Raw genomic sequence first — 13,482 nt, forward strand, 5'->3', positions numbered from 1 at the left:
CCGGAACGCTCGGTTCAGGATCTGGACGGAGTGCCCGTGGGATGGGTGAGGGGGCGACCGGACCGCGTCGGGCCGGTTAGGGTGCTCTTCGAACGGCGAAGCAGCAGGAGGAAGCCGGTGCGAATCCGGCGCGGTCCCGCCACTGTGACCGGGGAGCCCCCGGAAGTCAGGAACTCCGCTCCGCCGTCCCCTACGACCTGGGGCGAGGACCCCCGAGGGATGGAGCCCGCACGTGATCCTGCTGCTGTCGACCTCCGACACCGACCTGCTCTCCGCCCGCGCCAGCGGCGCCGACTACCGGCTGGGCAACCCCGCCCGTCTCGCCGTGGACGACCTCCCGGCCCTGGTCGAGGGGGTCGACCTGGTGGTGGTGCGCATCCTGGGCGGGCGCCGGATGTGGGAGGAGGGGCTGGACTGGCTGCTGGCGGGCCCGCGCCCGGTGGTGGTGCTCGGTGGCGAGCAGAACCCCGACGCCCCGCTGATGGAGCTGTCCACGGTGCCCGGCGGCGTGTGCGCGGAGGCGCACGCCTACCTCGCGCACGGCGGCGCGGACAACCTCGCCGAGCTGCACCGCTTCCTGTCCGACACGGTCCTGCTGACCGGCTTCGGCTTCGCCCCGCCCACTCCCGCCCCCACCTGGGGCGTCCTGGAACGCCTCGAGCCCGCCACCGACGGCCCCACGATCGCGGTGCTGTACTACCGCGCGCACCACGTGGCCGGGAACACCGCCTTCGTGCACGCGCTGTGCGACGCGATCGAGGCCAAGGGCGGCAGGCCGCTGCCGGTCTACTGCGCGTCGCTGCGCTCGGCCGAGCCGGAGCTGCTGGCGCGGCTGGGGGAGGCCGACGCGCTGGTGGTCACCGTGCTCGCCGCGGGCGGCACCAAGCCCGCTGCCGCCTCGGCGGGCGGTGACGAGGACGCCTGGGACGTGGGCGCGCTCGCCGAGCTGGACGTGCCGATCCTGCAGGGGCTGTGCCTGACCAGCAGCCGCGCCGCGTGGGACGGCAACGACGACGGTCTGTCCCCGCTGGACACCGCCACCCAGGTGGCCATCCCCGAGTTCGACGGCCGCATCATCACCGTGCCGTTCTCCTTCAAGGAGGTCGACGAGGACGGCCTGACCGTCTACGTGGCCGATCCGGAGCGGGCCGCGCGGGTGGCCGGGATCGCGGTGCGGCACGGCAGGTTGCGGCACGTCCCGCCCGCCGAGCGCAAGGTCGTGCTGATGCTCTCGGCCTACCCGACCAAGCACTCCCGGATCGGCAACGCGGTGGGCCTGGACACCCCGGCCAGCGCGGTGCGGCTGCTGGCCGCGCTGCGGGAGCGCGGCTACGACATCGGTGACCAGCTGCCCGGTGTGGACGACCTCGACGGCGACGCGCTCATCCACGCGCTGATCGCCGCCGGGGGCCAGGACCCGGACTGGCTGACCGAGGAGCAGCTGCAGGGCAACCCGGTGCGGCTGCCCGCCGCGCGCTACCGCGAGTGGTACGCCACGCTGCCCGAGGACCTCCGCGAGGAGATGGAGCGGCACTGGGGACCGCCGCCGGGCGAGCTGTTCGTGGACCGCTCCCGCGACCGCGACGGCGAGATCGTGCTGGCCGCGCTGCGGTCGGGCAACGTGGTGGTGATGGTGCAGCCGCCGCGCGGGTTCGGCGAGAACCCCATCGCCATCTACCACGACCCGGACCTGCCGCCCAGCCACCACTACCTGGCCGCGTACCGCTGGCTGGAGGCCGAGTTCGGCGCGGACGCGGTGGTGCACGTGGGCAAGCACGGCAACCTGGAGTGGTTGCCTGGCAAGACGGTGGGCATGTCGGCGGGCTGCGGTCCGGACGCCGCGCTGGGCGACCTGCCGCTGGTCTACCCGTTCCTGGTCAACGACCCCGGTGAGGGCACCCAGGCCAAGCGCCGCGCGCACGCCACGCTGGTGGACCACCTGGTGCCGCCGATGGCGCGGGCGGACAGCTACGGCGACATCGCGCGGCTGGAGCAGCTGCTCGACGAGCACGGCACCATCGCCGCGATGGACCCGGCGAAGCTGCCCGCCATCCGCGCGCAGATCTGGACCCTGATCCAGGCCGCCAAGCTGGACCACGACCTGGGCATCTCCGACCGGCCGCACGACGCGGAGTTCGACGAGCTGATCCTGCACGTGGACGGCTGGCTGTGCGAGATCAAGGACGTGCAGATCCGCGACGGCCTGCACGTGCTGGGGCAGGCGCCCACCGGTCAGGCGCGGGTCAACCTGGTGCTGGCGATCCTCCAGGCGCGCCAGATGTGGGCCGGGCAGGTCGCGCTGCCGGGCCTGCGGGAGGCGTTGGGCCTCAAGGATTCCGACCGCGTCACCACCGACGAGGTGGAGCGGCGCGCGCGGGAGCTGGTGCAGGGCATGGAGGACGCGGGCTGGGACGTGGCGGCGGCCCGCGAGCTGGCCGAGACCGAGGACGTGGCGCGCATCCTGGAGTTCGCCGCGCTGGAGGTCGTGCCGCGCCTGGCGCGCACCACCGACGAGCTGGACAACGTGCTGCACGCGCTGGACGGCGGCTACGTGCCCGCCGGGCCGAGCGGTTCGCCCTTGCGCGGCCTGGTCAACGTGCTGCCGACCGGCCGGAACTTCTACTCCGTGGACCCGAAGGCGGTGCCGTCGCGGCTGGCCTGGGAGACCGGGCAGGCCATGGCGGACTCGCTGCTGGAGCGCTACCGGTCGGAGACGGGGCAGTGGCCGCCGTCGGTGGGCCTGTCGGTGTGGGGCACCAGCGCGATGCGCACCGCGGGGGACGACATCGCCGAGGTGCTGGCGCTGCTGGGCGTGCGGCCGGTGTGGGACGAGCAGTCCCGCCGGGTCACCGGCCTGGAGGTGGTCGACCTGGCCGAGCTGGGCAGGCCGCGCATCGACGTGACGGTGCGCATCAGCGGGTTCTTCCGCGACGCCTTCCCGCACGTGGTGGCGCTGCTGGACGACGCGGTGCGGATGGTGGCCGCGCTGGACGAGGCCGACGAGGACAACTTCGTGCGCGCCCACGCGCGGGCGGACCTCGCCGCGCACGGCGACGAGCGGCGGGCCACGCTGCGCGTGTTCGGCTCCAAGCCGGGCGCGTACGGCGCGGGCATCCTGCCGCTGATCGACAGCCGCAACTGGCGCGACGACGCGGACCTGGCGGAGGTCTACGCGGTGTGGGGCGGTTACGCCTACGGCCGCGACCTGGACGGCGTGCGGGCGCGCGAGGACATGGAGTCGGCCTACCGGCGCATCGCCGTGGCGGCCAAGAACATCGACACCCGCGAGCACGACATCGCCGACTCCGACGACTACTTCCAGTACCACGGCGGCATGGTCGCGACCGTGCGCGCGCTGACCGGCAAGGCGCCCGCCGCCTACGTCGGTGACAGCACGCGCCCGGACGCGGTGCGCACGCGGACGCTGCACGAGGAGACGAACCGGATCTTCCGCGCGCGCGTGGTGAACCCGCGGTGGCTGGCGGCCATGCGCAGGCACGGCTACAAGGGCGCGTTCGAGCTGGCGGCCACGGTGGACTACCTGTTCGGCTACGACGCGACCACCGGTGTGGTGGCGGACTGGATGTACGAGCAGCTGGCCGCCAGCTACGTGCTGGACCCGGAGAACCGGCGGTTCCTGGCCGAGTCCAACCCCTGGGCGCTGCACGGGATCTCCGAGCGGCTGCTGGAGGCGGTCGACCGCGGGCTGTGGGAGCACCCGGAGGCGGAGACGCTGGCGGCGTTGCGCGCTGTTTACCTGGAGACCGAAGGGGACCTGGAGGACGGCCGCTGACTTCCGCTGACTTCCGCGGTCCGGCCGGAGGTGTTCACACACCCCTACTTTCTCGATCCATCGCGGGAAAACCGCTGGCCACGCACCTGAAAGAGGAACGGTGCGTGGCCGAGTGGACGACGTGGAGTAGCTGAACGGCTGTCTCCGCGCGCCGTCGCGGAATCGGTTCAGCGGGGCAAAAGTCGCAACATCGGTAACAGCGCGGATACGGGAGCTTGACATGGCTCCGTGGCGCGAACCACACTCCCCCAAAACCTGGGAGCGCTCCCAGACGTTCACCGCCGATCAACTGAGGAGTTCTCGTGCGCTACCGTCGAGCCGGTCTGGCCAGAGGCCTGGCCAGCACCGCAGTGCTCGCCGCACTCGCCGCCGCCACCACCGCCTGCGGGTCCGGTGACAGTGGCACCACGGCGGACGGCAAGATCGAACTGACCGTCGCCACGTTCAACGAGTTCGGTTACGAAGAGCTCTTCAAGGAGTACGAGGCAGCCCACCCGAACATCAAGATCACCCCCCGCAAGGTGGGGCAGGCCGCGCCGCACCACCAGAACCTGTTCACCAAGCTGGGCGCGGGTTCCGGCCTGGCCGACATCGAAGCGGTGGAGGAGGGCTACCTCAGCCAGGTCATGGCCAAGTCCGGCCAGTTCAACGACCTCAAGCAGATCGGCCCCTCCGACGTGCGCGAGGACCGCTGGCTGCAGTGGAAGACCGACGCGGTCACCACCAAGGACGACAAGCTCATCGGCTACGGCACCGACATCGGCCCGCTGGCCATGTGCTACCGCAAGGACCTGCTGGAAGCCGCGAACATCAAGACCGACCCCGAGAGCATCAAGGCCACCTTCGCCACGTGGGACTCCTACTTCGCGGCCGGTGAGCAGTACGTGAAGGCCACCGGCAAGCCGTGGTTCGACTCGGCCTCGCAGGTCTTCAACGCCATGCACAACCAGCACAAGACCGGCTACTACGACCGGGACGACAACCTGGTCATCGAGAGCAACTCCGACATCAAGTCCACCTGGGACAAGGTGACCAAGGCGGTGGCCCAGGGCCAGTCGGCCAAGCTCGTGGCGTGGAGCGACGAGTGGGAGACCGGGTTCAAGAACTCCGCGTTCGCCACCCGCACCTGCCCCTCGTGGATGCTCGGCGTGATCGAGAGCAACGCGGGCCCCGAGCACAAGGGCCACTGGGCGGTCACCGGTTCCTTCCCCGGCGGCGGCGGCAACTGGGGCGGCTCGTACCTGACCGTGCCCAAGCAGAGCAAGCACCCCAAGGAAGCCGCTGAGCTGGCGGGCTGGCTGACCGCGCCCCAGCAGCAGATCAAGGCGTTCGTGGCCAAGGGCACCTTCCCCAGCCAGACCGAGGCGCTGCTCTCGCCCGAGCTGCTGAACAAGACCAGCGACTACTTCGGCGGCGAGAAGGTCGGCCAGCTGTTCTCCGAGCAGGCCAACAAGGTCGCGGGCGCCCAGTACAAGGGCCCCAAGGACGGCGACATCCAGGACAACGTGATCAGCCCGGCGCTGCTGTCGGTCGAGCAGGGCGGCAGCCCTGAGGACGGCTGGAAGCAGGCGGTCGAGGGAGCCAAGAAGGCTGCCAAGTGACCTCCGAGCTCACGGTCGCGCGCGGGCGGGGCTCCCAGCCCCGCCCGCCGCGGCGCTCCGACAACGATGACAGCGGCGGGCGCGCGGCGCTGGGCTGGCGGGACCGGCTGACCCACCTCGACGTCCGCTTCTCGCCGTACCTGTTCATCGCGCCGTTCTTCCTCCTCTTCGCGATCGTCGGCCTGTTCCCGCTGCTCTACACCGCCTACGTGTCCCTGTTCGACTGGGAGCTGGGCGGGGACGAGCAGCCGTTCGTGGGACTGGAGAACTACGTCACGCTGATGACGGACTCCCAGTTCTGGAACGCGATGGTCAACACGCTGAGCATCTTCGTGCTCTCCAGCGGACCCCAGGTCGTGGTCGCGGTCCTGCTGGCGGCGCTGCTCAACACCGCCCTGCGGGCGCGGACCGCGTGGCGCATGGGCGTGCTGCTGCCCTACGTGGCCAGCCTGGTGGCGCTGACCATCATCTTCGCCAACCTGTTCGGCCCGCAGTACGGCCTGGTCAACAACCTGCTCGAGCTGGTCGGCCTGGACCGCATCGACTGGCAGGCCGAGCGCTGGTGGAGCCACGTCGCCATCGCGACCATGGTGAACTGGCGCTGGACCGGTTACAACGCGCTGATCGTGCTGGCCGCGATGCAGGCCATCCCGCGCGACGTGTACGAGGCCGCGGTGGTCGACGGCGCGAGCGCGGCGCGCCGGTTCTTCAGCATCACGCTGCCCATGCTGCGGCCCACCATCATCTTCGTGGTGGTCACCTCGACCATCGGCGGGCTGCAGATCTTCACCGAGCCCAAGATGTTCGCCCCCGCGGGCAGCAGCAGCGGCGGTTCCACCAACCAGTACCAGACGGTCGTGCTCTACATGTACCAGTCCGGTTTCCAGAGCTTCGACCTCGGCTACGCCTCGGCGATGGCCTGGGTGCTGTTCGTCGTCATCATCGCGATCGCCGGGATCAACTTCCTGCTCACCCGCCGCATCGCGTCCAGCGGGGAGGACTGAGGTGCGCGAGAAGCGACCCGGCTTGATGGTCTACGGACCGCTCATCGCCTTCATCCTCGGCTCGGCCTTCCCGTTCTACTGGTCCTTCCTGGTGGCCAGCCACGACGACGCCGAGTTCACCGCCAACCCGAGCCTGCTGCCCGGCGGCAACTTCTTCGTCAACGCAGGCCGGGTGCTCGACAGCATCCCGTTCTGGAAGGCCCTGGGCAACAGCATCATCGTCTCCGGGACGGTCACCGTCTCCGTGGTGGTGCTGTCCAGCCTGGCCGGCTTCGCCTTCGCCAAGCTGCGCTTCCGCGGGCGCGGGCCGCTGCTGGTGTTCGTGGTCGCCACCCTGGCCGTGCCGACCCAGCTGGGCATCGTCCCGCTGTACATGGCCATGGCCGAGTTCGGCTGGTCGGGAACCCTGGGCGCGGTCATCGTGCCCAACCTGGTCACCGCGTTCGGCGTGTTCTGGATGCGCCAGTACATCGCCGACGCCGTGCCCGACGAGCTGGTCGAGGCGGCCCGGATGGACGGGTGCAGCATGATCCGCACCTTCTGGCACGTGGGCCTGCCCGCCGTGCGGCCCGCCGCGGCGATGCTCGGCGTGTTCACGTTCATGACCTCCTGGAACGACTTCCTGTGGCCGCTGATCGTGCTCAACGCCGAGAACCCGACCATGCAGGTCGCCCTGGAGAAGCTGCAGAGCGGCTACTACGTCGACAACTCGCTCGTGCTCGCCGGAACCACGATGGCCACCGTTCCGGTTCTGATCGTCTTCCTCGTACTCGGGCGGCAGATCGTCGCCGGGATCATGCAGGGTGCTGTGAAGGGGTAGCTGTGGAGTCGATTTCCTTTCCCGAGGGCTTCGTCTGGGGGGCTGCGACAGCGGCCTTCCAGGTCGAGGGCGCGACCACCGCGGACGGTCGCACCGCGTCCATCTGGGACACGTTCTGCCAGATCCCCGGCGCGGTCGTCGGCGGCGACACCGGGGAACCCGCCGCCGACCACTACTACCGGGTGGACCAGGACGTCGCGCTGATGGCCGACCTTGGCCTGCACGCCTACCGGTTCTCCATCGCCTGGCCGCGGGTGCGCCCGGACGGCGGCGCGGTCAACCAGGCCGGTCTGGACTTCTACAGCAGGTTGGTGGACTCCCTGCTGGACAAGGGCATCGACCCGTGGGTCACGCTCTACCACTGGGACCTGCCGCAGGCGCTGGAGGACCGGGGCGGCTGGACCAACCGCGACACCGCCTACCGCTTCGCGGAGTACGCCGAGACCGTGGTGGGCGCGCTGGGCGACCGGGTGGTCAACTGGACCACGCTCAACGAGCCGTGGTGCTCGGCGTTCCTGGGCTACGCCTCGGGCGTGCACGCACCCGGTCGCCAGGAGCCCGAGGCCGCCGCCGCGGCCGTGCACCACCTGCTGCTGGGGCACGGCCTGGGTGTCGCGGCGATCCGCTCGGCGCGACCCGAGGCGCGCGTGGGCATCACGCTGAACATGTACCCGATCATCCCCGCCGACCCGGAGGACCCGGCCGACCTGGACGCGGCGCGGCGGCTGGACGGCCTGCAGAACCGGATCTTCCTGGACCCGCTGTTCAAGGCCGAGTACCCGGCCGACGTGGTGGCCGACCTGGAGCCCTTCGGCTTCAGCAAGCACATCCAGCCCGACGACCTGAGCGTCATCTCGGCGCCGCTGGACCAGTTGGGCGTCAACTACTACGCCGAGCACTTCGTCAGCGCCAAGCCCGCCGAGGCCCCGGCGGCCACCAACGGCAGGCGCCCGACCAGCTCGCCGTGGATCGGCGCCGAGCACGTCACCTTCCCCAGCCGGGGCCTGCCGCGCACCGACATGAACTGGGAGGTGCAGCCCGACGGGTTGTACAAGGTGCTGGTCCGGCTGCACGAGGAGTACCCCCGGTTGCCGCTCTACATCACCGAGAACGGCGCGGCGTACCGGGACGCGGTGGGCGAGGACGGTGGTGTGCACGACCCGGAGCGGTTGGACTACATCGACTCCCACCTGCGGGCGGCCCACGCCGCCATCCGGGCGGGCGTGGACTTGCGCGGTTACTTCGCGTGGTCGCTGATGGACAACTTCGAGTGGGCGGAGGGTTACGCCAAGCGGTTCGGCATCGTGCATGTCGACTACGAGACCCAGGTGCGTACACCTAAGATGAGCGCCATGTGGTACTCGAAGGTTGCGCGGGGCAACGCGCTGGCAGCGACGGCCGTCTCGTGACCGACGCCGTTGAGCCGCCCAGGGCACGCCGACCCAACACCCGGCTGGAGGAGGTCGCTCGTGCCGCCGGGGTGTCCAAGTCGACCGTGTCCAGGGTGATCAACGGCGAACCGTACGTCAGCTCCAGGGCGCGCGAGGCCGTTCACCAGGCCATCGTGGAACTGGGGTACAGCCCCAACCAGGCGGCCCGGACGCTCGCGGGCAGCCGGGCCAACTGCATCGCCCTGGTCGTCTCCGAGCAGGGCAGCCGGGTGCTCAACGACCCGTTCTTCGCGGGCGTGCTGCGCGGGGTGCACGCGGAGCTGGCGGGCAAGCGGGTCCAGCTCGTGCTCATGATGAGCAAGGAGGGCGACGAGCAGGACCTGGTCAACTACCTGTGCGGCGGGCACGTCGACGGCGTGCTGGTGGTCAGCCTGCACGGCCAGGACCCGCTGCCCCGCACGCTGGCCGACGCGGGCCTGCCCACCGTGGTGTGCGGCAGGCCCCTCGGCGCGGGCGGGGTGCCCTACGTGGACTCGGACAACTTCAACGGGGCCATGGAGGCCGCCCGCTACCTGATCTCGCGCGGGCACCGCAAGATCGCCACCATCGCCGGTCCTCGGGACATGGCGGTGGGCATGGACCGGCTCAGCGGCTGGAAGCGGGCGCTGAGCCAGGCCAGGCTGCCCGAGGACCTGGTGGCCTACGGCGACTACACCCCGGAGAGCGGGGCGGCGGCGATGGACGAGCTGCTGACCCGCGAGCCGGAGCTGGACGCGGTGTTCGTCGGCGCGGACATCATGGCCATGGGCGCGCTGCAGTCGCTGCACGCCCACGGCAAGCGGGTGCCGCAGGACGTTGCCGTGGTGGGCTTCGACGACCTGATGATCGCCTCGACGGCGGTGCCGCCGCTGACCACGATCCGGCAGGACGTGGAGCAGTTGGGCCGCACCATGACCTGGCGGCTGATGGCGGAGCTGGCGGGCGAGGAGAACCTGCCGCCGTTCCTGCTGCTGCCGACCTCGTTGGTGCACCGCGCGAGCGCGTGAGTTCCGTTCACAGATCACTCGAACGGGCTAGAGCGTAGGTCTTTACAGTGCGGTTTCGGTGTCGTTAACGTCCTCTGCAGAGTTCTGGGAGCGCTCCCAGAATTCGGGTGGCGCAGCCGCGGGGGCCGCGCCACCCGAGCCGGACCAGGGGGGAGGCGTTCCTTTCGCCCACCGCCTCCTCCCACCCGCCGCCCGACCGCGCGAAGGAGCGCCGTTATGGCACCGCGACTGACCACCGCGTCGGCGGTGCCCGCGCTGCCCGGCGGGCAGGCGGAGCGCGTCCTCGGCGGCGGAGCGCACCGGGGCGAGGCGCCCACCGGCGCTTCGCCCCCCACGATCGACGAGGGTGGACAACCCGCCACCGGGACCGGTGGCGCGGCGGGATTCAATTCCCCGGCGAGCTGGCAGGGCAGCATCGTCGACCCCACCGCGCCCACCGCGGGCGGCGCGAGCCGCCCACCGGGGTAGGGCGGGCCCTCGTTCGGCCCGGTGGCGCGGCAGCCGGCAACTGCCGCGCCACCGGGGTCTTCACCCTCGCGGGGCGTGCTTGGCCTGGCGGCGCAGCTGCAGGATGCGCGCGGCCCCGACCAGCGCCACCACCGCGGCCCCGGCGATCGCGGCGAACAGCAGCGCCACGCCCAGCGGCAGGGCGGCCGAGCCGCCCAGGAAGTTGACCGTCACACCCGCCAGGTTCTGCAGGATGAACACCAGCAGGAAGGTCAGCACGAAGATCGCGATCACCACGGCGACCCAGGTGCCGCTGGTGCGCGTGGGCCGCGGCCGGTGCTGCTGCGGCGGCGGGGGAGTCGCGTCGAGCGGACCGCCGACCGGTGACGGCACCGCGGGCGTCGGCGAGGTCGCCGGGTCCTCCACCGGCACCGGCCGGGTGAGGTCGTCATCACGGGGAGTGGTCACCCTGGGGATTATCGGCCGGTCGCCGGGCCCCCGCCACCCGGTGCCACCCGGTCAGCCGCAGGGCGGCTGGTACTCCACGTCGCCGAAGTAGAACCGCCAGTCGTCGCGACTGATCGGCGACCGCGCGGCGGCGGCGCACATCTGGCCTGCCGCCAGGTCGAAGTCGAACTCCCACAGCCGGGTCGTGCCGTCGTTCCTGAGGGTGACCACCTGGCTGCGGGTGCCGAACGACACCGACAGCACGCCCTCGGTGCGCCCGCTGATCTTGGCCACGGCACGGGGGGCGGGGCGGTCGGCCAGGTCCCACAACCGCACCGTGCCGTCCCTGCCCGCGCTGGCCAGCGCCGTCCCGTCGGCGCGGAAGCCCAGCGCCAGCACGTTCTCCCGGTGCCCGTCCAGCTGCGCCAGCCGCTTCGGCGCCCAGCCGTTGGTGGTGTCCCACAACCGGATCGCCCCGCCGGGTCCGCCCACGGCCAGTGTCCGGCGGTCCGCCGACAGCGCCGCCGCCCGCACGTCGCCGCCGTCGGGCAGCAGCCCGAGTTGCTTGGGCACGCGCGGGTCGGTCACGTCCCACAGCCGCACCGCGCCGTGCGCGTCGACGGTCACCAGCGTCCTGCCGTCCGAGCTGAACTCCAGCCGCGCGACCCGCCCGCCGTGGTCGGGCAGAGCGGCCAGCGGCCGCGGTGAGCGCAGGTCGGAGGTGTCCCACAGGGTCACCTCCACGCCGTCCGCGGTGACCAGCAGGCGGCCGTCGGTGGGCGCGAGGACCAGGTGCGACACCGGGTCGGGGAAGGTGTGCGCGACCACCGGCGAGCGCGCCTCGGTGAGGTCCCAGACCCGCCCCCGGTGCGCCTCCGCCGTGGTCGCGAACGCCTCGTTCGACGGTGTCGCCACGAAGGAGGTCACCGAGTTCGCGGGCGAGGTCAGGCGGCCCAGCGCGCGGTAGGTGGTGTCGTCGGGGACCTCGGGGACGCGCGCGGTGGGCAGCCGCGTGCCGTCCGGGTTGCTCTGGCCGGGGGAGCGCTGCTCGCGGCTGATCACGTCCCTGGACATGGCCGCGTGCGCGCTGAGCACGCCGTCGCGCAGGTCCTCGGTGCCGCTGAGCCGGTGCGCGGCCAGGAACAGCTGGTTGGCCAGGTTCTGGTCGGTGCCCAGCTTGCTCTGGGCCTCGTAGGCCACGTACCGCGCCACCGAGCTGTTGCGCTGCTCGACCACCGCCCGCTGGGACCGGACCGCCAGCGTCGTCGCGCCCGCCGCGAGCACCAGCAGCGCCAGCAGCAGCGCGACCAGCTGGCGCAGCCTGCGGGTGCGCCGGTGGGCCAGCGCCCGCTCCCGGTCGCGCGCGGCCAGGCTGGCGTCGAGGAAGTCCCGCTCCCTGGTGCTGGTGCGGGCGCCGGAGCGCTGGGTCCACTCCACCGCGGTGTCCAGCCGGGTGCCCCGGTACAGCGCGTCCGGGTCGCGCCCCAGCGACTCCCAGGTGGCCGCCGCCTCGCTGAGCTGCCGCATGGTGCGCAGGCCGTCGCGGTCCTCGGCCAGCCAGCCGCGCAGCCGCGGCCACGACCGGATCAGCGCCTCGTGGGCGATCTCCACGCCGTCGCGGTCCAGGGTCAGCAGCCGGGCGTGCGCCAGCCGGTCCAGCACCACGTCCACGTCCACGTCGGCGTCCAGCTCACCGCGCGGCAGCCTGCGCTTGGTGTCCTCGGTGCCGTCGCCCAGCGCGGTCAGCCGCAGGAACACCTGCCTGGCCAGCACCCGCTGCTGCTTCTCCAGCGAGGTGTAGGTGCGCTCGGCGGTCTGCGCGATGGCGTGCTGCACCCCGCCCGCCGCCTCGTAGCCCGCCAGCGTCAGCGTGGTGCCGCGCCGCCTGCGCCAGGTCTCCAGCAGGGCGTGCGACAGCAGCGGCAGCACGCCCGCCTGCCCGGTCGCGTCCGCGACCAGCCGCGAGACCAGCGCGGTCTCCACCGTGCACGACGCCTTCACCGCGGGCCGCATGATCGCCTGGCGCAGCTCCTCCGGTCCCATCGGGCCGAGCAGCAGCTGGCCGTCGGCCAGCGCGTCCACCAGGGCCGGGTGCTGCCCGCAGTGGCCGTAGAAGTCGGCCCGCACGCCCAGCACCACCCGGAACGGGGCGGCCAGCAGGGCCTCGACGAACGCGGCCCGGCGCCCGGCGTCCGGGCACAGCGTGAAGACCTCCTCGAACTGGTCCACGATGACCAGGTCGGCCGCCTGGTCCAGGGCGTCGGGGTCGACGCCGAGCGCGGAGGGGGTGGTGACCACCGCGGTGCCCTCGAAGCGCGGCACCAGGCCCGCGCGCAGCAGCGAGGACTTGCCCGCGCCGGAAGCGCCGAAGACCGCGACGAAGCGCCGGGCGCGCACCTTGGACAGCAGGTCCTCCAGGAACCGGTCGCGCCCGAAGAACCACTCGGCGTCCTCGACGCGGAACGCGGCCAGGCCCGCGTAGGGCGGGTGCGCCTCCTCCGGCGCGGGCTCGGGGGAGGGCAGCACCTCGGCGGCGACCCGGTGCCAGCGGTCCTCCCACTCGGCCACGTCGCCCTCGCAGGCGCGCACGTAGGCCAGGGTGACCGCCAGGCTGGGCAGCTTGCGCCCGCCCGCGGCGTCGGACAGGGTGGTGGCCGAGTAGTGCGCCCGCGCGCCGAGCTGGCGGTAGCTGTGGCCGCCCGCCTTGTCGCGCAGCGACCTCAGGTCCGCGGCGAACCTGAGCAGGGGACTGTCGCCGACGTCCAGCGGTCGCTCGCCACGCGGCATCGGTCGACCCCCTCGCAGGTTTCCCACCAGCGCGGGCACCTTACCCGCTGGGAACGCGCAGGTGAACGCTCGCCGCCCGCTGACCACGCGGAGCTGCTCACACTTCCTGCGGATGGGTGACAGGGTTGTCCTTCGCACGGGTGACC

9 protein-coding genes and 1 riboswitch are annotated in these 13,482 nt (G+C 72.0%); of the genes, 7 read left to right on the plus strand and 2 right to left on the minus strand.

Annotated features, from left to right (window positions below; genetic code table 11):
- Positions 1-62: 62 nt before the first annotated feature.
- A riboswitch (cobalamin riboswitch) is annotated at positions 63-197 on the plus strand.
- A 35-nt stretch (positions 198-232) separates the two neighbouring features.
- The 7 genes from cobN (at position 233) to IEZ00_RS25580 (ending at position 10,123) form a co-directional block, all read left to right on the plus strand.
- Positions 233-3,793, plus strand: a complete 3,561-nt coding sequence (gene cobN, locus IEZ00_RS25550; RefSeq protein ID WP_189225872.1) for a cobaltochelatase subunit CobN — start codon at positions 233-235, stop codon at positions 3,791-3,793.
- Positions 3,794-4,095: 302 nt separating this feature from the next.
- Positions 4,096-5,394, plus strand: coding sequence for an ABC transporter substrate-binding protein (locus IEZ00_RS25555; protein WP_189225873.1), 1,299 nt, complete (start codon positions 4,096-4,098; stop codon positions 5,392-5,394).
- A gap of 89 nt (positions 5,395-5,483) precedes the next feature.
- Positions 5,484-6,398, plus strand: a complete 915-nt coding sequence (locus IEZ00_RS25560; RefSeq protein WP_229796086.1) for a carbohydrate ABC transporter permease — start codon at positions 5,484-5,486, stop codon at positions 6,396-6,398.
- Between the two features lie 25 nt (positions 6,399-6,423).
- Complete coding sequence (locus tag IEZ00_RS25565) at positions 6,424-7,218, plus strand: carbohydrate ABC transporter permease (protein ID WP_189225938.1); 795 nt, start codon at positions 6,424-6,426, stop codon at positions 7,216-7,218.
- A gap of 11 nt (positions 7,219-7,229) precedes the next feature.
- Positions 7,230-8,627, plus strand: coding sequence for a GH1 family beta-glucosidase (locus IEZ00_RS25570; protein ID WP_189225939.1), 1,398 nt, complete (start codon positions 7,230-7,232; stop codon positions 8,625-8,627).
- A complete protein-coding gene (locus tag IEZ00_RS25575) occupies positions 8,624-9,655 on the plus strand; it encodes a LacI family DNA-binding transcriptional regulator (protein WP_189225875.1) in 1,032 nt (343 codons plus the stop codon). The genes IEZ00_RS25570 and IEZ00_RS25575 overlap by 4 nt, the downstream gene beginning before the upstream one ends.
- Before the next feature lie 216 nt (positions 9,656-9,871).
- Positions 9,872-10,123, plus strand: a complete 252-nt coding sequence (locus IEZ00_RS25580) for a hypothetical protein (RefSeq protein ID WP_189225876.1) — start codon at positions 9,872-9,874, stop codon at positions 10,121-10,123.
- Between the two features lie 60 nt (positions 10,124-10,183).
- Here IEZ00_RS25580 and IEZ00_RS25585 read toward each other — a convergent pair whose 3' ends face one another.
- Together IEZ00_RS25585 and IEZ00_RS25590 are read right to left on the minus strand one after the other, a co-directional pair.
- The gene (locus IEZ00_RS25585; RefSeq protein WP_372448473.1) at positions 10,184-10,570 is read right to left on the minus strand and encodes a LapA family protein; all 387 of its coding nucleotides are present in this window, start codon (positions 10,568-10,570) and stop codon (positions 10,184-10,186) included.
- A 51-nt stretch (positions 10,571-10,621) separates the two neighbouring features.
- A complete protein-coding gene (locus IEZ00_RS25590) occupies positions 10,622-13,336 on the minus strand; it encodes an nSTAND1 domain-containing NTPase (RefSeq protein ID WP_189225877.1) in 2,715 nt (904 codons plus the stop codon).
- Positions 13,337-13,482 lie beyond the last annotated feature (146 nt).

This window comes from Saccharothrix coeruleofusca (genome assembly GCF_014648515.1).
Taxonomy (GTDB): Bacteria; Actinomycetota; Actinomycetes; order Mycobacteriales; family Pseudonocardiaceae; genus Actinosynnema; species Actinosynnema coeruleofuscum.

Coding starts and splice junctions, on each gene's coding strand:
- IEZ00_RS25580 (WP_189225876.1), top strand. CDS start 9,872: ATGGCACCGCGACTGACCACCGCGTCGGCGGTGCCCGCGCTGCCCGGC.
- IEZ00_RS25590 (WP_189225877.1), bottom strand. CDS start 13,336: ATGCCGCGTGGCGAGCGACCGCTGGACGTCGGCGACAGTCCCCTGCTC.
- IEZ00_RS25565 (WP_189225938.1), top strand. CDS start 6,424: ATGGTCTACGGACCGCTCATCGCCTTCATCCTCGGCTCGGCCTTCCCG.